Annotated in this window: 10 protein-coding genes; 6 read left to right on the top strand and 4 right to left on the bottom strand. The window is 63.8% G+C overall.

Going from position 1 to position 23092, the window contains the following annotated elements; genetic code table 11:
* Positions 1-412: 412 nt before the first annotated feature.
* A complete protein-coding gene (locus P3C29_RS30800) occupies positions 413-964 on the bottom strand; it encodes an RNA polymerase factor sigma-70 (protein ID WP_076953019.1) in 552 nt (183 codons plus the stop codon).
* A gap of 278 nt (positions 965-1242) precedes the next feature.
* On the opposite strand from P3C29_RS30800, the gene P3C29_RS30805 reads away from it, so the two are divergent.
* Both P3C29_RS30805 and P3C29_RS30810 read left to right on the top strand, forming a co-directional pair.
* Entirely contained in the window at positions 1243-2001 is a 759-nt protein-coding gene (locus P3C29_RS30805) for a thioesterase domain-containing protein (RefSeq protein WP_275966269.1), read from the top strand.
* 62 nt (positions 2002-2063) lie between these two features.
* A complete protein-coding gene (locus P3C29_RS30810; protein ID WP_275966270.1) occupies positions 2064-15002 on the top strand; it encodes a non-ribosomal peptide synthetase in 12939 nt (4312 codons plus the stop codon).
* A gap of 125 nt (positions 15003-15127) precedes the next feature.
* Here the strand turns inward: P3C29_RS30810 and dsbG are convergent, their stop codons facing one another.
* The 3 genes from dsbG to dsbD are packed head-to-tail and all read right to left on the bottom strand — an operon-like array spanning position 15128 to position 18464.
* The gene (gene dsbG / locus P3C29_RS30815) at positions 15128-15889 is read right to left on the bottom strand and encodes a thiol:disulfide interchange protein DsbG (protein WP_201124936.1); all 762 of its coding nucleotides are present in this window, start codon (positions 15887-15889) and stop codon (positions 15128-15130) included.
* On the bottom strand, positions 15865-16734 hold the full coding sequence (locus P3C29_RS30820) for a TlpA disulfide reductase family protein (protein WP_275966271.1): 870 nt from the start codon (positions 16732-16734) through the stop codon (positions 15865-15867). Before P3C29_RS30820 ends, dsbG begins: the two co-directional genes overlap by 25 nt.
* Positions 16734-18464 (bottom strand): protein-disulfide reductase DsbD, encoded by a 1731-nt coding sequence (gene dsbD, locus P3C29_RS30825; protein ID WP_275966272.1) that lies wholly within the window; start codon positions 18462-18464, stop codon positions 16734-16736. The genes P3C29_RS30820 and dsbD overlap by 1 nt, the downstream gene beginning before the upstream one ends.
* Positions 18465-18639: 175 nt before the next feature.
* On the opposite strand from dsbD, the gene P3C29_RS30830 reads away from it, so the two are divergent.
* The 4 genes from P3C29_RS30830 to P3C29_RS30845 all read left to right on the top strand — a co-directional run bounded on the left by P3C29_RS30830 (position 18640) and on the right by P3C29_RS30845 (position 23086).
* Positions 18640-19320: a response regulator gene (locus P3C29_RS30830; RefSeq protein WP_003209011.1), complete on the top strand. Its 681-nt coding sequence runs from the start codon at positions 18640-18642 to the stop codon at positions 19318-19320.
* A complete protein-coding gene (locus tag P3C29_RS30835) occupies positions 19320-20639 on the top strand; it encodes an ATP-binding protein (protein ID WP_275966273.1) in 1320 nt (439 codons plus the stop codon). Before P3C29_RS30830 ends, P3C29_RS30835 begins: the two co-directional genes overlap by 1 nt.
* 122 nt (positions 20640-20761) lie before the next feature.
* Entirely contained in the window at positions 20762-21535 is a 774-nt protein-coding gene (locus P3C29_RS30840) for an N-acetylmuramoyl-L-alanine amidase (RefSeq protein ID WP_275966274.1), read from the top strand.
* A gap of 150 nt (positions 21536-21685) precedes the next feature.
* The gene (locus tag P3C29_RS30845) at positions 21686-23086 is read left to right on the top strand and encodes an aspartate aminotransferase family protein (protein ID WP_275966275.1); all 1401 of its coding nucleotides are present in this window, start codon (positions 21686-21688) and stop codon (positions 23084-23086) included.
* Positions 23087-23092 lie beyond the last annotated feature (6 nt).

A 23092-nucleotide genomic window follows, 5' to 3' on the forward strand; every position in this document is an offset into this window, starting at 1 on the left:
ACCGTGCCCGCTGTAGATTTTGATCTTGATGTTGCCTTTGCTTCACACCACTCAAGCCGGCCTGTAGGCCGCTGTGCTGTTGATCTGCTTTTGATCTTGATCTTAGGCGCCCCGTTAAACCACGCTGGCCGAACGCAGGCTTTGGAGCGTGGGTAACCCGGCAGGACGCCGGGTTAGCCGCGCTGGGCCAAGGATGGCCCATCGCGGCGGCCCACGGTCCAAAGCCGGAGTGAGGGAACACCGAGCCTGAGCGAGGTGCCGAGTGGTGGGGCAAGAGCCTTTTGGTTACTTTTGGGCTCCTTTCAAAAGTGACCCGCTGTAAGAGCGGAACCCATATCAGCCATCACCCAAATAACGGATATGCACTCAGCAGCAGGGCAGAGCAGAGCAGGGCAGGGCACAGCAAAGCCAATCAAACCCGCCGCGCAAACGTGTCGCTATGGGTCCCGGAAACCTTGCGGCAATGCACCAACGCATCCCGAATCATAAAGTTCACCAGCGTCGGCGACACCCCCAGCTCCTTGGCAATATCCTTCTGCGGCACCCCATGCAACCGGTACATCTCAAACGCATAACGCGTGCGCTGAGGCAACTCCGTCAACGCATCCGCGATGTTTTCCAGCGTAGAAAAATTGATGTGCGAAGTCTCAGGTGAAGCCCCGTGAATAACCACATTCAAGCCTTCCTCTTCAGTGCCGGAATATTTCAACTCCAACGCCTGCTTGCGGTAATGATCAATGGCCAGGTTACGCACGATCTGGAACAGGTAGCTGAGCTGCGCCTTGAACGATGAGGTGATAGTCGGTGCCGATTGCAACCGGAAGTAGGCGTCTTGCACCACATCTTCGGCGCGGGAGCGACAGCCGGTAATACGCGCCGCGATCTTGACCAGGATCAGCCGGTTATCGACGAAGGCCTGGAGGAGGGGTGAGTCGCACCTGCCTGTGGATACTTGTTCCGTCATGGAAATCACCTTGTTGCAAGAGAAGGTTGGGGGAGGGCGTCCTTGCTGAGGCCTCCTACACATCGGGCAACAAATTATGCTTAATGATAATGATTGTCAAATGAGAAGGCGAACTAATCTTATGCCTTATCGAGAGGTGTGAACCGCGTCTCGCTGACTAATTATTTCCAGGGGCCATCCGTTCTCATGGGTGACAGGCCAGTTAACAAACCGGCCAAGGATCAGCGCCTGGAGGAGGACAAAATGGGTTTTTATCGTGTGAGCGGGAGTGGTCTGAAATGAACACGCCGGCTCGATTACGCCTGTTTTGCCTGCCTTATTCCGGCGCCAGCGCCATGGTCTACAGCCGCTGGCGGCGGGCGTTGCCCGAGTGGTTGCAGGTGCGGCCGCTGGAGTTGCCGGGGCGCGGCATGCGCATGGATGAGCCGTTGCAGCGCGACATCAAGGCCCTCGCCGGGCAACTCGCGGATGAGATCAGCGCGGAGCTGGACGGCCCCTACGCTTTGTTTGGCCACAGCCTCGGCGGCCTGCTGGCGTTCGAGTTGGCCCATGCCCTGCGTGAGCGAGGTGTGCCGCAGCCACTGGCGCTGTTTGCGTCGGGTACTGCCGGCCCGGCCTGTCGGGATGTCAGCGAGTACGCCATCGAGAAAAACGACGAACAACTGATCGCCCGCCTGCGTGAACTCAAGGGCACGGGCGAAGAGGTACTGGCCAATGCCGAGCTGATGCAGTTGATGCTGCCGATCCTGCGGGCCGACTTCCTCCTGTGCGGCAGTTTTGAATACGGCGAGCGTGAGCCGTTGGCCCTGCCCATCCATGTGTTTGGCGGCAAGCAGGACACTGTTCGAGCCGATCAACTGCTGGATTGGCAGCAAGACACCGCCAGCGGTTTCTCCCTCGACATGTTTGACGGTCACCACTTCTTCCTGGTGCAGCACGAAAGTTCTGTACTGCGCTGTGTGCGGCGCTATGCCGACGAACACCTGGCCCGCTGGCGCAATGGCGCGGCGCGGCAGATGGCCCGGGCGACCGGCTGAACAAGCCCCCTGGCCACACATTCCCCCGATTTCCCAGTAAGCCGATTTCAGGCAGGAACCCCATGATGGACGCCTTCGAACTTCCCCGCACCCTGGTTCAGTCCCTTCAACGCCGCGCCGCGCAAACCCCTGATCAACTGGCGTTGCGCTTTCTCGCCGAGACGGCCGAGCAGGGCGCTGTCCTCAGTTACCGTGACCTTGACCTGCGCGCCCGCACGATCGCCGCCGCCTTGCAGGCCAGCGCCGGGCTGGGTGATCGCGCGGTGCTGTTGTTCCCCAGTGGGCCGGATTACGTCGCGGCGTTTTTTGGGTGCCTGTATGCCGGGGTGATCGCGGTGCCGGCGTATCCGCCGGAGTCCGCTCGCCGTCATCATCAGGAACGGCTGCTGTCGATCATCGCGGACGCCGAGCCCCGGTTACTGCTGACCACCGCCAGCCTCGGTGATTCGCTGCAGCAACTGGAAGGTGCGCCGCAACTGCTGTGCGTCGACCAACTGAGTGCCGACATCGCCACCGACTGGGTGGCGCCGAACCTTTCGGACGATGACATCGCCTTCCTGCAATACACCTCCGGCTCCACCGCGTTGCCCAAGGGGGTGCAAGTCACCCATGGCAACCTGGTGGCCAACGAACTGCTGATTCGCCGGGGCTTTGGCATCGACCTGAACCCCGATGACGTGATCGTCAGCTGGCTGCCGCTGTACCACGACATGGGCCTGATCGGTGGCCTGCTGCAACCGATCTTCAGCGGTGTGCCGTGCGTCTTGATGTCGCCGGCCTACTTCCTCGGCCGGCCACTGCGCTGGCTGGAAGCGATCAGTGAATACGGCGGCACCATCAGCGGCGGGCCGGACTTTGCCTATCGGCTGTGCAGCGAGCGGGTCAGTGATTCGGCCCTGGAGCGCCTGGACTTGAGCAAGTGGCGCGTGGCGTATTCCGGCTCGGAGCCGATCCGCCTCGATACCCTGGAACGCTTCGCCGAGAAGTTCGCCGCCTGCGGTTTCACCCCGAACAATTTCTTCGCCTCCTACGGGTTGGCTGAAGCCACGCTGTTTGTTGCCGGCGGCACCCGAGGCCAGGGCATCCCGGCCCTGCGCCTGGACGAAAAGGCCCTGGCCGCCAACCGCGCCGAGCCGGGGCAGGGCGCGGCGATCATGAGTTGCGGCACCAGCCAGCCTGAACATGCCGTGTTGATTGCCGACCCCGCCACCCTGATGACGCTCCCCGACAATGCCGTGGGTGAAATCTGGGCTGCCGGCCCGAGCATCGCCCACGGTTACTGGCGCAACCCGCAAGCCACCGCCAAGACGTTCGTCCAACACGCTGGCCGCACCTGGTTGCGGACCGGCGACCTGGGTTTTATCCGTGAAGGTGAAGTGTTCATCACCGGCCGCCTCAAAGACCTGCTGATCGTGCGCGGCCACAACCTGTATCCCCAGGACATCGAGCAAGCCATCGAACGTGAAGTGGAAGTGGTGCGCAAGGGCCGGGTTGCGGCGTTCGCGGTGAATGACAACGGCCAGGAAGGCGTCGGCATCGCTGCGGAAATCAGCCGCAGCGTGCAAAAAATCCTGCCGCCCGAAGCGTTGATCAAGGCGATCCGCCAAGCGGTGGCCGAAGCCTGCCAGGAAGCCCCCAGCGTGGTGGTGTTGCTCAATCCCGGTGGCTTGCCGAAAACCTCCAGCGGCAAGGTGCAGCGTTCGGCTTGCCGCACGCGCCTGGCGGATGGCAGTCTCGACAGTTATGCGCAGTTCCCCGGCGTGCACGCCCAGGCCGGTGATGCGGCGCTGGAATCCGAACTGCACAGCCAGATTGCCGCGATCTGGTGCGAGCAATTGCAGGTGGCGCAAGTCGCTGCCGACGATCACTTCTTCCTGCTGGGGGGCAACTCCATCAGCGCCACTCAGGTGGTCGCCCGGCTGCGGGAAACCCTTGGCCTGGAACTGAACCTGCGCCTGTTGTTCGAAGCGCCAACCCTGGCTGCCTTCGCCGCCAGCGTCGCGCAATTGCAGCAGGACGGCGGTGTCGCCCAAGGCGCGATCCACGCCCTGTCGTGTCAGGAAGACTTGCCGCAATCCCTGGCACAAAACCGCCTGTGGATCACCTGGCAACTGGACCCGCACAGCAGCGCCTACACCATCCCCGGCGGCCTGCGTTTGCGCGGCGAGCTGGACGAAGACGCGGTGCGTGTGAGCTTCCAGCAACTGATCCAGCGCCACGAAGCCTTGCGCACGCGCTTCTTTGAACGCGATGGCCAAGGCTTCCAGCGAGTCGACGCCAAGGTTGATTTCGAGCTGCAAGTCATCGACCTCAGCGACCTGCCTGCCGCCGAGCGCGAAGCCCGCGCGAACCAGATCCGCGAAGACGAAGCCCGCACCCAGTTCGACCTGGAGAAAGGCCCGCTGCTGTGGGTAACGCTGGTGCGCCTGGACGACGAAGACCACCAGTTGCTGGTGACGATGCACCACATCATCGCGGACGGTTGGTCGCTCACTGTATTGATCGACGAATTCTCGCGCCTGTATGCCGCAGCGTCCCAGGGCCAAACCCTTGAGCTGCCGGCGCTGGCCCTGCAATACGCCGACTACGGCAGCTGGCAGCGCCAGTGGCTGGCCGAAGGCGAGAGCCAGCGCCAACTGGCTTACTGGAAAGCACAGCTTGGCGACGAACACCCGACCCTGAGCCTGACCACCGATCACCCGCGCTCGGCTCAAACGGTACGCAGTGCTTCACGCCACAGTGTGCGTTTGAGTGCGAGCCTCGGCGAAGCCATTCGCAAGACCGCCCAAACCCACGAATCCACCCCGTTCATGCTGTTGCTCGCCGCGTTCCAGAGCCTGCTCCATCGCTACAGCGGCCAGCGCGATATCCGCATCGGCGTGCCCAACGCCAACCGTCCGCGCCAGGAAACCCAGGGCCTGATCGGGTTCTTTATCAACACCCTTGTGCTGCGCGCCGAACTGGATGCACGCCTGCCCTTCGCCGAGTTGCTGGCGGCGACGCGAACCACCGCGCTGGGTGCCCAGGCCCATCAGGACCTGCCGTTCGAGCAGTTGCTGGAAGCCTTTCCGCAAGCCCGGGAACAAGGCCTGTTCCAGGTGATGTTCAACCACCAGCAACGCGACCTGAGTGCCTTGCGCCGCCTGCCGGGCCTGCTCGCCGACGAGCTGGCGTGGCACAGCCGCGAAGCCAAGTTCGACCTGCAACTGCACAGTGAAGAAGACCGTAACGGGCGCCTGAGCCTGTCCTTCGACTACGCCGACGAACTGTTCGACGCCGCTACTATCGAGCGTCTGGCCGAGCACTTCATCAACCTGCTGCAAGCCGCCTGCGAACAACCGCAACAGGCCATCGGCGACTTGAAACTGCTGCATGACGACGAGCACACGCAGCAACACCAGTGGAGCGCTGCACCTTGCGCGGCGGCGCAGCAGTGGCTGCCGGAACACCTCAACCAACAGGTCTCGGAACGCACCGCGCTGGTGTGGCAGGACGGCAGCCTGACCTTCGCCCAATTGCACACCCAGGCCAACCGCCTGGCCCATTACCTGCGGGACAAGGGCGTCGGCCCGGACGTGTGCGTGGCCATCGCCGCCGAGCGCTCGCCGCAACTGTTGATCGGCCTGCTGGCGATCATCAAGGCCGGCGGCGCCTACGTGCCCCTGGACCCGGATTACCCGGCCGATCGCCTGGCCTACATGCTCAAGGACAGCGGCGTGCAGCTGCTGCTGACCCAGACTTCTCTGCTGGAACAACTGCCTACGGCTGAAGGCGTCAGTGTCATCGCCATGGACAGCCTCAAGCTGGAAAGTTGGCCAACCCACGCGCCGGGCCTGCACTTGAATGGCGACAACCTGGCCTACGTGATCTACACCTCCGGCTCCACCGGCCAGCCCAAAGGCGTGGGCAACACCCATGCCGCGCTGGCCGAGCGCTTGCAGTGGATGCAAGCCACTTACCTACTGGATGAAACCGATGTGCTGATGCAAAAGGCGCCCATCAGTTTCGACGTGTCGGTGTGGGAATGCTTCTGGCCGCTGATCACCGGTTGCCGGCTGGTACTGGCCGGGCCGGGTGAGCACCGCGATCCCCATCGCATCGCCCAACTGGTGCAGGAACACGGCGTGACCACGCTGCACTTTGTGCCGCCGCTGTTGCAGCTGTTTGCCGATGAACCTTTGGCGGCCGAATGCACCAGCCTGCGCCGCCTGTTCTCCGGCGGCGAAGCGTTGCCCGCCGAGTTGCGCAACCGGGTGCTGGCGCAGTTGCCGGCGGTGCAGTTGCACAACCGGTATGGCCCCACCGAAACCGCGATCAACGTGACGCACTGGCATTGCCAGGCGGATGACGGCGAACGCTCGCCGATTGGCCGGCCACTGGGCAATGTGATTTGCCGGGTGCTGGATGATCAGTTCAACCCGCTGCCAGCGGGTGTGCCGGGTGAATTGTGCATCGGCGGCATCGGCCTGGCGCGCGGGTACCTCGGGCGTGCGGGGCTGACCGCTGAACGGTTTGTCGCCGACCCGCTGGGCGAGGCGGGCGCACGCCTGTATCGCACCGGTGACCGTGTGCGCTGGGCTGCCGACGGTGTTTTGGAATACCTCGGGCGCCTGGATCAGCAGGTGAAGTTGCGCGGCTTCCGTGTCGAACCGGAAGAAATCGAAGCGCGTCTATTGGCCCTCGACGGCATCGCCCAAGCGGTGGTGCTGGTGCGCGAAACCGCTGCCGGTGCGCAGTTGATCGGTTACTACACCGCCATCGAAGCGCTGGATGAACAGGACGTAAAAACCGCCCTGGCCGCCGAGCTGCCGGAGTACATGGTGCCGGCGCAGTTGATGTGCCTGGACGCGATGCCCCTGAGCCCCAGCGGCAAACTGGATCGCCGTGCGTTGCCGGAACCGGTGTGGCGGGTGCGTGAACACGTCGAGCCTCAAACACCGCTGGAACAGCAAATCGCCGCGATCTGGCGCGAAGTGCTGGTCCTGCCGCGCATCGGCCTGCGGGACGACTTCTTTGCCCTCGGCGGCCATTCGTTGCTGGCCACGCAGATCATCTCCCGCACCCGCCAGGCCTGCGACGTCGAACTGCCGCTGCGCACGCTGTTCGAAGCCAGCGAGCTGGGGGCTTTCGCCGAACAGGTCCGCCTGATCCAGGCCTCGGGCCAACGCAATCAACAACGGGCCATCGGCAAGGTCGACCGCAGCCAACCGGTGCCTCTGTCCTATTCCCAGCAGCGCATGTGGTTCCTCTGGCAGATGGAACCGGACAGCCCGGCGTATAACGTCGGCGGCATGGCGCGGCTGCGTGGCGTGCTGGACGTGGGGCGTTTCGAGGCGGCGTTGCAGGCTTTGATCATGCGTCACGAAACCCTGCGCACCACTTTCCCGAGCATCAACGGCGTGGCGCAGCAGAAGGTTGCGGCGCAAACCGGTGTGCGCATGGATTGGCAGGATTTCTCGGGGGTCAATCAAGCCGAGCGAGAACGCCGTGTGCAGCAACTGGCCGACCATGAAGCCCACACGCCTTTCAATCTGGAAACCGGGCCGTTGCTGCGTGCCTGCCTGGTCAAGGCCGGCGAGCAGGAACATTACCTGGTGCTGACCCTGCACCATATCGTCACCGAAGGCTGGGCCATGGACATCTTTGCCCGTGAACTCAGCGCACTGTACGAAGCCTTCATCGACGACCGCGAATCGCCACTGGCGCCGCTGCCGGTGCAGTACCTCGACTACAGCGTGTGGCAACGGCAGTGGCTGGAATCCGGCGAGCGCCAGCGCCAGCTGGATTACTGGACCGCGCAACTGGGCACTGAGCATCCACTGCTGGAGCTGCCGGGCGACCGTCCGCGGCCACCGGTGCAAAGTCATCAGGGCGAGCTGTACCGTTTCGATTTGAGCGATGACCTCGCCGCCCGTGTGCGAGCGTTCAACGCCGAGCGTGGTTTGACCTTGTTCATGACCATGACCGCCACCCTCGCCGTGTTGCTGTACCGCTACAGCGGCCAGACCGACCTGCGCATCGGTGCGCCGGTGGCCAACCGGATTCGCCCGGAAAGCGAAGGGCTGATCGGCGCGTTCCTCAACACCCAGGTGCTGCGTTGCCAGCTCAACGGGCAGATGAGCGTCGGGGAATTGTTCGAGCAGGTGCGTCACACGGTGATCGAAGGCCAGTCCCATCAGGACCTGCCGTTCGACCACTTGGTGGAGGCCCTGCAGCCACCCCGCAGCGCGGCGTACAACCCGCTGTTCCAGGTGATGTGCAACGTACAGCGCTGGGAGTTCCAGCAAAGCCGCACGCTGGCCGGGATGACCGTCGAGTACCTGGCCAATGATGCCCGCGCCACCAAGTTCGACCTCAACCTGGAAGTCACCGACCTCGACCATCGCCTGGGCTGCTGCCTGACTTACAGCACCGATCTGTTCGACGAGCCACGTATTGCCCGCATGGCCGCGCATTGGCAAAACCTGCTGGAAGCCTTGCTGGCCGATCCGCAACAACGCCTGAGTGAGTTGCCATTGCTGGAAGCTGGCGAACAGCGCGCCCTGCAAGACAGCCTCGGCATTGAAGCCGGCGAACATCGCCTCGACCAGTGCATCCATCACCTGTTCAGCGAGCAGGCCCTGGTCCGTCCGGATGCCCCGGCGTTGACCTTTGTCGGGCAGACCCTGAGCTACAGCGAACTCGACGGCCGCGCCAACCGACTGGCCTGGATGCTGCGCGAGCGTGGCGTAGGCCCGCAAGTGCGGGTCGGCCTGGCGCTGCCGCGTTCGCTGGAAATGGTCGTTGGCCTGCTGGCAATCCTCAAGGCCGGTGGCGCCTATGTGCCGCTGGACCCGGAATACCCGCTGGACCGCCTGCACTACATGATCGAAGACAGTGGCATCGGCCTGCTGCTCAGCGACGCCGCGATGTTCGACGCGCTGGGTGAATTGCCCGCCAGCGTGGGCCGTTGGTGCCTGGAAGATGACCAGCCGACCCTGGCCGCGTACCCGGCCAGCGAGTTGCCGTTTATCAGCCTGCCGCAACATCAGGCGTACCTGATCTACACCTCCGGCTCCACCGGCAAGCCCAAGGGCGTGGTGGTGTCCCACGGTGAAATCGCCATGCATTGCCAGGCCGTGATCGAGCGCTTTGGCATGCGTCCGGATGACTGCGAGCTGCACTTCTATTCCATCAACTTTGACGCCGCCACCGAGCGTCTGCTGGTGCCGTTGCTCAGCGGTGCGCAGGTGGTATTGCGGGCCCAGGGCCAATGGGATGCGGAAGAAATCTGCGGGCTGATTCGTCAGCACCGCATCAATATCCTCGGCTTTACCCCGAGCTACGGCAGCCAGTTGGCGCAATGGCTGGCCACACAAAACCAGACCCTGCCGGTGCGTATGTGCATCACCGGTGGCGAAGCCCTGACCGGCGAACACCTGCAGCGCATTCGCGCCGCGTTCAAGCCGGCGCTGTTTTTCAACGCCTATGGCCCGACTGAAACGGTGGTGATGCCGCTGGCCAGTCTTGCCCCGCAAACCCTGGAGGAGGGCGCCGGCAGCGTGCCGATCGGCAGCATCATCGGCGCGCGCGTGGCCTACATTCTGGACGCGGATCTGGCCCTGGTGCCGCAAGGCGCGACCGGCGAGTTGTATGTCGGCGGTGCTGGCCTGGCTCAGGGTTATCACCAGCGCCCGGGCATGACGGCAGAGCGGTTTGTGGCTGATCCGTTTGCCACGAACGGCGGTCGCCTGTATCGCACCGGCGACCTGGTGCGCCAGCGTGCCGATGGCCTGGTGGAGTACCTCGGCCGTATTGACCATCAAGTGAAGATTCGCGGTTTCCGTATCGAGCTGGGGGAAATTGAAACCCGCCTGCTGGAACACACTGCGGTGCGTGAAGCGGTGGTGCTGGCGCTGGACTCACCGAGTGGCAAACAGTTGGTGGCCTACCTGGTCAGCGAAGAAGAACAGGGCGCCTTGCGTGAATCCCTCAAGAACCATCTGAAAGCACAGCTGCCGGACTACATGGTGCCCGCGCACCTGATCGTCCTCGACAGCATGCCGCTGACCGCCAACGGCAAGCTCGACCGTCGCGCCTTGCCGCAGCCGGACCCCGAAGCGAACCGTCAACAGTACGTGGCGCCGCGCAACGAGTTGGAGCAAACCCTGGCGGCGATCTGGTGTGCGGTATTGAACGTGCAGCAGGTTGGCCTCGACGATAACTTCTTTGAGCTGGGCGGCGACTCGATCCTGTCGATCCAGGTGGTCAGCCGGGCACGGCAGGCGGGGATTCATTTCAGCCCGCGTGATCTGTTCCAGCACCAGACCGTGCGAACCCTGGCCGCCGTGGCGACCCGCACCGAGCAGGTCATCGCCGAGCAAGGCGTGTTGACCGGCGCGTCCGGGCTGACACCCATCCAGCACTGGTTCTTCGACACCGACATCCCGGAGCGCCAGCACTGGAACCAGGCCTTGTTGCTGGAGCCAGCGCAACCCCTCGAACCCCATCGCCTGGAACAAGCGTTGCTGGCCGTACTGGAGCACCACGACGCCTTGCGCCTGAGCTTCACCCGGCGCGACGCGCAATGGCACGCCGAACACTTGGCGGTACCGGAAGGCGGCTTGCTGTTGCAGGCCCAGGTGGCGGACATGGAGCAGTGCCGCGCGCTGTTCACCGACACCCAGCGCAGCCTCAACCTTGCCCATGGCCCGCTGTTGCGTGCCCTGCTGGTGGACGGGCCGCAAGGCCAGCAGCGCCTGCTGATCGCGATCCATCACCTGGTGGTGGACGGGGTTTCCTGGCGCGTGTTGCTGGAAGATTTGCAGGCTGTGTATCGCCAGTTGAGCGACGGCCAACCCGTCAGCCTGCCGGCCAAGACCAGTGCCCTGCGCGACTGGGCAGCGCGCTTGCAGGCCTATGCCGGCAGCGAATCCCTGCGTGAAGAACTGGACGTGTGGCAGCAGCAGTTGGCTGGCCCCAGCGTTGAATTGCCGGTGGATCGCCCGCAAGGTTCGCTGCGCAATCGCGACGCGGATACCGTCAGCGTGCGCCTGGATGCCGAGCGCACGCGCCAGCTGTTGCAGCAGGCACCGAGCGCCTACCGCACCCAGGTCAACGATTTGCTGCTGACCGCCCTGGCCCGTGTGTTGTGCCGCTGGAGCGGCCACGCGTCGGCCCTGATCCAGCTCGAAGGCCACGGCCGCGAAACCCTGTTCGACGAGATCGACCTGACCCGCAGCGTCGGCTGGTTCACCAGCGCTTACCCGCTGCGCCTGACTCCGCTGCACATCGAAGAAGCGGCCGGGCAGGGCGCCTCGATCAAGGCGATCAAGGAGCAATTGCGCGGCGTGCCCCACAAAGGTCTGGGGTATGGCGTGCTGCGCTACCTGGCCGACGACCTGTGCCGCCAGACCATGGCCGCGTTGCCGACGGCCAGCATCACCTTCAACTACCTTGGCCAGTTCGACCAGAGCTTTGGCGCCGACGCGCTGTTTCACCCGCTGGACGAATTTGCCGGGATTGCCCACGACCCGGACGCGCCACTGCCCAACGAACTCAGCGTCGACAGCCAGGTGTATGGCGGTGAGCTGGTGCTGCGCTGGACCTTCAGCCGCGAGCGCCACGACAGCCAGACCATCACTGAACTGGCGGACGCTTACCTCGCGGAATTGCAGAGCCTGATCGAGCATTGCCTCAAGCCAGACGCGGGCGGCCTCACGCCGTCGGACTTCCCGCTGGCGCACCTGACCCAAGGGCAACTCGACGCGCTGCCGGTGCCGGCCACGGCCATCGAAGATGTGTACCCGCTGACGCCGATGCAGGAAGGCTTGCTGCTGCACACCCTGCTGGAGCCGGGCACCGGCCTCTACTACATGCAGGACCGCTACCGCATCAACAGCGCCCTGGACCCGGAGCGTTTCGCCCAGGCCTGGCAGGCGGTGATCGCCCGGCATGAAGCGCTGCGCGCCTCGTTCTGCTGGAACGTCGGGGAAGACATGCTGCAGGTGATCCACAAGCCGGGCAGCACGCCGATCGAATACCTCGACTGGAGCGCCGACCCTGAAAGTGAACAGGAACCGCGTCTGCAGGCGTTGCTTAAAAGCGAGCGTGAAGCCGGCTTCGATCTGCTCAACCAGGCGCCGTTCCACCTGCGGCTGATCCGCGTGGGCGAGGCGCGCTACTGGTTCATGATGAGCAACCACCACATCCTGATCGATGCCTGGTGCCGCTCGTTGTTGATGAATGACTTCTTCGACATCTACATGGCCCTTGGCGAAGGCCGTGACGCGCAACTGGCGACGCCACCGCGCTATCGCGATTACATCGCCTGGCTGCAACGCCAGAACCTGGTCGAGGCGCGCCAGTGGTGGCAGCAGAACCTGCAAGGGTTTGAACGCACCACGCCGATCCCGAGCGACCGGCCGTTCCTGCGCGAACACGCGGGCCACAGCGGCGGCATGGTGGTGGGCGACTGCTACACCCGCCTGGATGTGTGCGATGGCGCGCAATTGCGCGAGCTGGCCCAGGCCCATCAACTGACGGTGAACACCTTCGCCCAGGCAGCGTGGGCCCTGGTGCTGCGGCGCTTGAGTGGTGATCGCGACGTGCTGTTCGGCGTCACCGTGGCTGGGCGCCCGGTGGAAATGCCGGAGATGCAGCGCACGGTCGGGCTGTTTATCAACAGCATCGCCTTGCGGGTCAAGCTGCCCGAGGACCACCAGACGTGCAGCGTGCGCCAATGGTTGAGCGGCCTGCTCGACAGCAACATGCAACTGCGTGAGTACGAATACCTGCCGCTGGTGACGATCCAGGAGCACAGCGAACTGCCCAAGGGTCAGCCGCTGTTCGACAGCCTGTTTGTGTTCGAAAACGCCCCGGTGGAAGTCTCGGTGCTGGACCGTGCGCAAAGCCTGAATGCCACCTCGGATTCCGGTCGCACCCACACCAACTTCCCGCTGACGGCCGTGTGCTACCCGGGCGATGACCTGGGCTTGCACCTGTCCTACGACCAGCGTTATTTCGATGAAACCACCGTGCAAGGCATGCTCGGTGAGTTCAAGCGCCTGCTGCTTGCGCTGGTGCAGGGCTTCCACGGTGACATGGCCGACTTGCCGCTGATTGGCGAGCAGGAGCGTGAGTTCCTGGTGGACGGCTGCAACCAGAGCGAGCATGAATACCCGCTGGAGCGCAGTTACGTCGAGCTGTTCGAGGAGCAAGTGGCACGGCATCCACAACGGATTGCCGCCAGTTGCCTGGATCAGCAATGGAGCTATGCCGAGCTGAACCGGCGCAGCAACCGCCTGGGCCATGCGCTGATTGCTGCCGGTGTCGGGCTGGATCAACCGGTGGCGTTGCTGGCCGAACGTAATCTGGATTTGCTGGGGATGATCATCGGCAGCTTCAAGGCCGGCGCGGGTTACTTGCCGCTGGATCCGGGGCTGCCGAGCCAGCGCTTGAGCCGGATCATCGACCTCAGTCGTACGCCGTTGCTGGTGTGCACCGAGGCTTGTCGGGAACAGGCGGATCTCTTGCTGGAAGAGTTTGCCTGTGGTTCGCGACCAAGGCTGCTGGTGTGGGAGGAACTGGTGGGTTCAGAGCAGAACCCGGGCATCTACAGCGCGCCGGATAACCTGGCCTACGTGATCTACACCTCGGGCTCCACTGGGCTGCCCAAGGGCGTGATGGTCGAACAGCGCGGCATGCTGAATAACCAGTTGAGCAAGGTGCCATACCTGAATTTGAGCGAGAGCGATGTGATTGCCCAAACCGCTTCGCAAAGCTTCGATATCTCGGTGTGGCAATTCCTCGCGGCGCCGCTGTTCGGGGCGCGGGTGGACATTGTGCCGAATACCCTTGCCCATGATCCCCAAGGCTTGCTGGCTCACGTCCAGGCCCAGGGCATTACCGTGCTCGAAAGCGTGCCGTCGCTGATCCAGGGCATGCTCGCACAGGATCGCATCAGTCTGGATGGCTTGCGCTGGATGCTGCCGACGGGTGAAGCGATGCCGCCGGAGCTGGCTCACCAGTGGTTGCTGCGTTACCCGCAGATTGGCCTGGTCAACGCGTATGGCCCGGCGGAGTGTTCGGATGACGTGGCGTTCTTCCGCGTCGACCTGGCGTCGACCCGTGGCACTTACCTGCCGATTGGCACGCCGACCGACAACAACCGTTTGTACCTGCTGGATGGCGCGCTGGAGTTGGTGCCTCAAGGCGCCGTCGGCGAGTTGTGCGTGGCCGGGACCGGCGTGGGTCGTGGCTATGTCAGCGACCCGTTGCGCACGGCGCAAGCGTTTGTGCCGAATCCATTTGGTGCGGACCGGTTGTATCGAACAGGGGATTTGGCCCGCCGTCGCAGTGATGGGGTGTTGGAATATGTCGGTCGCATCGACCATCAGGTGAAGATTCGTGGTTACCGGATCGAACTGGGCGAAATCGAAGCGCGCCTGCATGAGCAACCGGAAGTTCGCGATGCGGCCGTCGGGGTGCAGGAGGGCGTCAATGGCAAGCATCTGGTGGGCTACCTGGTGGCGGCGGATGCGCAGCTAAACCCGGGTGAGCGCCTTGATCGCATCAAGCAACGCCTGCGGGCCGAGCTGCCGGAGTACATGGTGCCGTTGCATTGGTTGTGGCTCGACCGTTTGCCGCTGAACGCCAATGGCAAGCTCGACCGCAAGGCCTTGCCGGCGCTCGAAATCGGCCAGTTGCACAGCCAGGATTATCTGGCGCCGCGTAATGAGCTGGAGCAGACGTTGGCCGGGATTTGGGCCGAGGTGCTCAAGGTCGAGCGCGTGGGGGTGCAGGACAATTTCTTTGAGCTGGGCGGGCATTCGTTGCTGGCCACGCAGATTGCTTCACGGGTGCAGAAGACGCTGCAGCGGGATGTGCCGTTGCGGGCGATGTTCGAGTGCAGCACGGTGGAGGAGTTGGCGGGGTATATCGACGGGCTGGCGGCGAATGAGATCAGCGCGGAGAAGGTGGATCGGTTGAGTGATTTGATGGCGGAGCTGGAGGGGTTGTAAGACTCTGAACCTTCGCTGTGGTTGATGGCCTCATCGCAGGCAAGCCAGCTCCCACATTTTGGATTGTGAACACATTCAAAATGTGGGAGCTGGCTTGCCTGCGATGGCGTCAGACTGGTCGCCTCTTATTTCGGCCCGAGAATCTTCACCAACTTATCCGGCGACGGCGCCCCTTGCTGCTGCTGCAACCCACCCTTGTCATCCAGATAGAAAATCGCCGGCGTCGCCGACAGCTCCAGCTCGTCCATCAGCTTCATGTTCGAATCGAGCTTGGCCTGGATATCCGCCGGGATTTTTTCCAGCGCCTGCAATTTGCTGCCTTTACCGGCCGACTCATGGGCTTCCAGGGCCTGTTGTGGGTCCTTGGCTGCAAACAGCGCCGCCGATTTGCCCGGGCTGTCCTCACGAATAATCCCCACCATGATGTGCCGCAACTGCACCTTGCCTGCCTTCACCCACGGCCGCGCCTGTTCCCAGAACATGTTGCAGTACGGGCAGTTCGGATCGCTGAACAGGTAAACGATGCGTGGCGCATCCTTGTTGCCGTCCTGGATCCAGTTGCTGTGTTCCATCTTGGCCCAGACTTCCTTGGCCATGGGCGCATACACCAGTTTTTCCAGGGGCGCGGTGCTCAGGTCGTTGCCATCAGCATCGTACAGGTTGCCGGCGATCACGCTTTTGCCGTCTGCGGTCAGGTACAGCGCCATGCCGCGGTTCTGGTATTGCGCCGCATAACCCGTGAGGCCGCTGGGTGCATCGAACTTGCCGATGATCTTGGCGCCCTTGGCCTCGATGTTCTTGATCGGCGCTGGCCAGTCCTCGGCGTGGACCAGGCTGGCGGCCAGGGTCAGGGGCAACAGGGTCAGCAGGTGGCGGAGGCGGAGCATGGCGAATTCCTTGTGGTGGCCGGCAGGGCCGGTTTGGCGTTGATCGGTTCGAAGCGCTCCATGGCGCGGGCCAGGCTGGCCTGTGAGAGTTCGCCCAAGTGGCTGTTGATCAGGCGACCGTCCGGTTGATAGAAGAGGGTGGTGGGCAAAGCCATGGAGCCGACGGCCTGGCCGAGGCGGCCGCTGGCGTCGAACAGCACGTTGTCCAGGTTCAGGCCCTGGGTCGCCAGGTAAGTGGCGACGCTTTGCATGCTTTCGGCCTGGTTGACGAACAGGAAGGTCACGTCCGGGCGTTGGCGCTGGGCGCTTTCCAGTACCGGCATTTCACGCCGGCATGGCGGGCACCAGGTGGCCCACAGATTGATCACCAGCGGGCCGCCCTTGTAGTCGGCCAGTTGCACGGTTTCGCCATTGGCGTTGCGCAGGGCGATGTCCGGCAGGTGCGTGCCTTTTTCGTAGAGGGTCAGGGACAGGCTGGTCAAGGCCCAGAACGCCAGGCCGGTGATCACACCGGCGCCCAGTGGCTTGCGCAACAGCGGGCGGCGCCAGCCATAGATCAGGGTGGCGATGATCAGCGCGATGACGCCGGGCCAGGCGAGAAAACCACCGTCGCGCAGGTCGACGATTTGCAGCGGGTCATTTTGGTAATACGCCCAGTACATCAGCACGAAGCTGACGCGCGCGGCGAGCATGCCCAGCAAGAAAAGGGTGAACAGCACTGACTCCGGGTTCTCGCCGCCGCGCTTGGCCACCCGCCAGCCCACCAGGGTGGCGAGGATCAACGCCGTGATCAGCAGCAAGTGATTCAGGGCGATGGCGAACGTGCCGATGGTCAGTGTCAGCATCAGAGGGTGTCCCTGGCTTGGGTCCAGCGTTGCAAGAAAGCGGCGGCGTCGACTTCACCGGTGATGCGCTGGGCGCGGCGTTCTTCACCGTCGGGGCCGATCCAGACGAAGCTCGGCGGGCCGGGCACCTTGTAGCGGCCCAACAGTTCGCGGCTGGCGGCATTGTCGGCGGTGACGTCGAGGCGCAGCAGGCGCACATCCTTGAGGGCGTCGAGGACTTCGGGTTTGCCGAACACCTGTTTTTCCATGATCTTGCACGACACGCACCAGTCGGCGTAATAGTCCACCAGCACCCATTGGCCCTGGGCCTTGGCGCTGTCGAGCTGGGCTTGCAGCACAGCCGGGTCGTTGATGGTCATGAAGGCTTCGTGGGCGGTGGGGGCTCCGGCTACACGCGAGCCGCTGTAGACCTTCAACGGTTGCCACAGGTCGTCGCTGCCGCCGGCCGCGCCGATCACCAATACGCTGCCCCAAAGGCCCAGTACCAGCGAGCCGGCACCGAACAGCATGGCGGTGCGCCCGAAATCCCGGGCCAGGCGCCAGCCGCAATAGGCCATGACCAGCGCCAGCACACCCCACAACCCGAGCCACAGGGTTTCGCCGACTACCGGGCGAATCATCAACACGGCGGTGGCAAGGAACAGGAAGCCGAAGATGCCCTTGAGGATATTCATCCAGGTACCGGGCTTTGGCAGGAAGCGGTTGCCCACGGTCACCAGCAGCAACAGCGGCACGCCGATGCCGGTGCCCATGGCAAACAGGATCAGGCCGCCGTGCAGGGCGTTGCCGCTTTGGGCGATGTAGAGCAAGGCGCCGGCCAGGGGGGCAGTCATGCAGGGGCCTACCAGCAGGCCGGACAAGGCGCCGAGCACGCCCGCACCTACCAGGCTGCCGCCGCTTTGGTTGCGGCTGACGTTATCCAGGCGGTCCCGCAGGAAGGCCGGCAGTTGCAGTTCAAAGAAGCCGAACATCGGCAAGGCCAGGATCACAAACAACGCGGCGAAACTGCCGAGGATCCACGGGGTTTGCAGCAGGGCGGCCAGGTTACCGCCGAGCAGTGCGGCCAATACACCGAGGGCGGCATACACCAGCGCCATGCACACCACGTAGCTGGCGGCCAGGGCAAAGCCGCGGCGTGGACTGGCGCCGCTGCCGACCACAAGGCCGGCGAGGATCGGCAGCATCGGCAAGGAGCACGGGGCAAAGGCCAGCAGCAGGCCCAGGCCGAAGAACACCAGCAGGCTCCAGCCCAGGCTGCGCTGTTGCAGGCCGCTGGCCAGGCTTTGGTCCTGGGCCTGACCGGTGGCGGCGACGGCGGGGTTGCCTCCAAGGTCCACGGTGATCGACTGCGGCGGGTAGCACAGGCCGGCATCGGCGCAGCCTTGCCAGCCGACCTTGACCTGGCCGGTGGCGCCGGCGGGAATCTTCACTTCCAGGCCCTGGCGATAGACTTGCTGCTCGCCGAAGAACTCGTCGCTATGGGCTTCGCCCTGGGGCAACGTCGGCTTTTCGGCCAGGCCGTCGAACTTCATGCGCTGCTGGTACAGGTAATAACCGTCGGCAATCTGCCAGAACAACTGGGTTTCGCCGGAGGCCAGACGTTCGGAGGTAAAGGTGAAGGCTTTGCCTACCGGGAGGAAGTCGGGTTTGGTCTCGAAAGGATTGCTGCCCGGCGCGGCCTGGGCAAATCCAGCAAACAACACCAGCAGAAAGATAAACAGATGCCGCATGATCAAGCCTTAGTTCGAAGCAAGTGGGACACACAATGTGTGGCGTTGATTAACCGATGATTAACCGGGCTATCCTAGTCAGTAGGGATTATCCGGGATTCTTGGCGTTGGCGGCATAATGCACGCTTAATCCAGCGCCTTTTAAATCACCCTCACATTTTGCAAAGGGTTCACCATGCACGTACTGGTCTGTGAAGACGACGAGCTGATCGCCAGCGGCATTGTTGCCGGGCTCAGCGCCCAGGGGCTGACGGTCGAGCGCGTCGGCACGGCTGCGGCTGCCCGGGCGATGCTCAAGGTGGCGGAATTCGACGTGATGGTACTCGACCTCGGCCTGCCGGATGAAGACGGCTTGAAGTTGCTGCAGCAATTGCGCAGCCAGGGCCTGGAGATTCCGGTGCTGATCCTCACGGCGCGGGACTCGGTGACCAACCGGGTCGACGGCCTGCAAGCCGGCGCCGACGATTACCTGCTCAAACCCTTCGACCTGCGGGAACTGGCCGCGCGCCTGCACACCCTGTTGCGCAGGGTGGCCGGGCGCAGCGTCAACCTGATCGAACACGGGCGCCTGACCTACAACCCCAGCAGCCGCGAAACCCTGCTGGGTGGCGAGTCGGTGGACCTGTCCCGTCGCGAGCAGGCGCTGTTGCAGGCCCTGCTGCAAAACCGGGGCCGGGTGCTGTCCAGCGAGCAGCTCAAGGACAGCGTCTACGGCCTGAATGACGAACTGGAAAGCAACGCCCTCAACGTACACATCCATCACCTGCGGCGCAAACTCGGCAATGGCATCGTTGAAACCGTGCGCGGCCTGGGCTATCGCCTCGGCCCGGCTGACGGTGGAGAGGACGCTTCGTGATGAGCCTGCGCCTGCGGCTGACCTTCAAGCTCGGCGCGGCCTTCGTGCTGATCTGGGCACTGGCCGCCGCGTGGATGCTCAACGACCTGCGCAACCAGATGATGTTTTCCCTGGACCAGCGCCTCGTGGCCTCGGCGCGCATGGTGGCCGGGCTGATGGAGCAGATGCCGGGCCTGTCCAGCACGGGCGAGGGCGCGCATTTCAGCGCTGAGCAATTGAATGTGCCGGGCGGCATGGCGTGCCAGGTCAGTTCCTTGCGTGGCGTGGTGCTCGCCCGCAGTCACACCACGCCGGACCAGGGCTTGGAGTCGCGCAAGAGCGGCTTTCGCGACCAGATGATTGATGGCGTGGGGTGGCGCAGCTTCACCCTGTCCCGTGGCGATTTGTTTATCACCACCGCCGACCGGCAAGTGGAGCGCGAAGCGTTGAACCTGTCGATCCTGTTGGCGGCGTCGGTGCCGGTAGGCGTGGCGCTGTTGGGCTGCCTGTGCCTGTTGTGGCTGGGGATTGGCCAAAGCCTGTTGCCGCTCAATCGCATGCGTGACGCCTTGATGCGCCGCAGTGCCGACTCCCTCGAGCCCTTGCAGATCAGCCCGCTGCCCAGCGAACTCAAGCCGCTGCTCGACACCCAGAACCAGTTGCTGCAGCGCATCGCCAAGACCATCGAACGCGAACGCCGCCTGACCGGTGACGCCGCCCACGAACTGCGCAGCCCGTTGACCGCGATCAAGACCCACCTGCAAGTGGCGCGCATGACCGAAGGCGCCGCCCGTGACCAGTCCCTGGCCCACGCCGAGGAAGGTGCCGACCGCTTGCACCGTACCCTGGAGCAGTTGCTGCTGCTGGCGCGGGTCGAGGGCAGCCTGTCGTTCGACGACGGCCTGCAATCGAGCGCCGAGCAGGTGGCACAACTGGCGATCCAGGATGCCAATGGCGGCGACAATCAGCGCATTGACCTGATCCTGGCGCGCGACCTTTCCGAAAAACCGGTTGAAATGCCGGTGGGCCTGGCCGTCGCCGCGTTGCGCAACCTGCTGGATAACGCCCTGCGCCACACGCCGGCCGATACCCGGGTGGAGCTGAGTGTGTCCAGTGCGGGCGATAACGTGGTGTTCCGTGTACGTGACCACGGCGCACCGATCTCCAGTGAAGACCTGCAACACCTGACCCAGCGCTTCTGGCGCAATGGCAACAGCCCCGGTTGCGGCCTGGGGCTGGCGATTGTCCAGGCGATCGTGCAGCGCTGCTCGTGCTCGCTGAAATTCGACAGCCAGGCCGATGGCCTGCGGGTCGACCTGGGCATGCCGCTGCGTCGCTGAACCTTCTTTTCTCGGCACAAATAGCTACCGCCATCCTCAAGCGCAACGCTTCAGGATGGCGGTAATTTTTTTGTGTTTGAACGGGCTGAATGACTCGGCCTGTGTTGAAAAGGACAGCTTCCATGTTGGTCATCGACTCCACTTACCCCGCAGCAGATTTTAACGGCCGTAACGGCGAAGCCGTGCGCCAAGTGATTGTGCATTACACCGCTTCGGCCTTTGGCCCGTCACTCAAGACGCTGACCTGTGGCGGCGTCAGTTCGCATTACTTGTTGGCCGATCCCCACGACCCCGGTTACCGCGCAGCGGGTTATCAGGAGTTGCGGGTGTTTCGCTTGGTGGATGAAGCCCATCGCGCCTGGCATGCGGGCGCCAGCCATTGGGCCGGGCGCGACAACCTCAACAGCCGCTCCATTGGCATTGAAATCGTCAACCAGGCCCGGGACGACGCCGGTGTGTTTACCTTCCCTGCGTATGGCGCACAGCAGATCGACGTGTTGATCGACCTGATCCGGGACATCCAGGGACGGTACCCGGCAATCGGCCCCACCGACATTCTCGGGCATTCGGACATTGCCTATTGGCGCAAGAGCGACCCGGGGCCGCGTTTGCCGTGGCGCTGCCTGTTCGAGGCGGGCGTGGGTGCCTGGTATGAGGACGTGGCCAAGATGGCCTTTCAACGCCGGTTCGACATCAGCCTGCCGCCAGAGGTTGAGGTCGAACGGGCGTTTCAGCGCTACGGTTATGCCCCGGCAAAAAATCGCCTGGGTTTTCAGCAACGTGTCCGCGCGTTCCAGATGCATTTTCGTCCCTGTGACTACAGCGGGTGGCTGGATGCGCAGACCTGCGCCATCCTGTATGCGTTGAATGAAAAATACACCGGGGTTGCCGGGTAAAACCGCTAAAGCGGTTTTTAACGACCACAGGTGTAAATCCTCCCCGCGCTGATGCGTTTCCAGAACAGGAAATCCGTGCGCTGCCCTTGGGCCAGACGCCAACGGGTTGGCAGTTTGGTCACCATCATCAGCGTATTGAGGGATCGAGAGATGTCAGTCGCTACCAGCCGTATTGAAGAGACCCAGGCGGTCCCTGCGGAAACGCTCTACCAGTTCGACGAAACGCCGTTGCTGGCCCGTCAGCGCCAGCAGGAGTCCAATGCCCGCAGCTATCCACGGCGCATTCCCCTGGCGCTCAAGCGCGCGCGCGGGATTTATGTCGAGGACGTCGAAGGCCGCAGCTTCATCGATTGCCTGGCCGGCGCCGGTACCCTGGCGCTTGGGCACAACCACCCGGTGGTGATCGAGGCGATTCGCCAGGTGCTGAGCGATGAATTGCCGTTGCACACCCTGGACCTGACCACGCCGGTCAAGGATCAATTCGTGCAGGACCTGTTCGGCCTGCTGCCGCCGGCGCTGGCGCGGGAAGCCAAGATCCAGTTCTGTGGCCCCACCGGCACCGACGCGGTGGAAGCCGCGCTGAAGCTGGTGCGCACCGCCACCGGGCGCAGCACGGTGTTGTCGTTCCAGGGCGGTTATCACGGCATGAGCCAGGGCGCGCTGAGCCTGATGGGCAGCCTGGGGCCGAAGAAACCCTTGGGCGCGCTGCTCGGCAATGGCGTGCAATTCCTGCCATTCCCTTACGACTATCGCTGCCCGTTCGGGCTGGGCGGGGCAGAAGGCGTGAAGGTCAACCTGCATTACCTGGAAAACCTGCTTAACGACCCCGAGGCCGGTGTATTGCTGCCGGCAGCGGTGATCGTCGAGGTGGTGCAAGGCGAGGGCGGTGTGATCCCGGCCGATCTCGACTGGCTGCGCGGCCTGCGCCGCATTACCGAACAGGCCGGGGTGGCGTTGATTGTCGACGAAATCCAGAGCGGCTTCGGCCGTACGGGCAAGATGTTTGCGTTCGAATACGCCGGCATCGTTCCGGACGTGGTGGTGTTGTCCAAGGCCATTGGGGGCAGCCTGCCGCTGGCGGTAGTGGTGTATCGCGACTGGCTCGACACCTGGTTGCCGGGTGCCCATGCCGGGACCTTCCGTGGCAATCAGATGGCCATGGCCGCTGGTTCGGCGGTGATGCGCTACCTCAAGGACCACGACATTCCCGCCCACGCGGCGGCCATGGGCGAGCGCCTCGGCGAACACTTGCGCATCCTGCAGCGCGACTTCCCGCAGTTGGGGGATATTCGTGGCCGCGGGCTGATGCTCGGTGTGGAGTTGGTGGACCCCGCCGGTGTCCCCGACACCCAGGGCCATCCGCCGGTGCATCGCCAACTGGCACCGCTGGTGCAGCGTGAATGCCTCAAGCGCGGGCTGATTCTTGAACTGGGCGGGCGACACGGCAGCGTTGTGCGTTTCCTGCCACCGCTGGTGATCACCGCCGCAGAAATCGACCGGGTGGCCGAGATATTTGGTCGCGCGCTGGCGGCAGCCGTCACCAGCCTCTAATTTTTT

Source organism: Pseudomonas sp. 1912-s (genome assembly GCF_029269205.1).
GTDB lineage: Bacteria > Pseudomonadota > Gammaproteobacteria > Pseudomonadales > Pseudomonadaceae > Aquipseudomonas.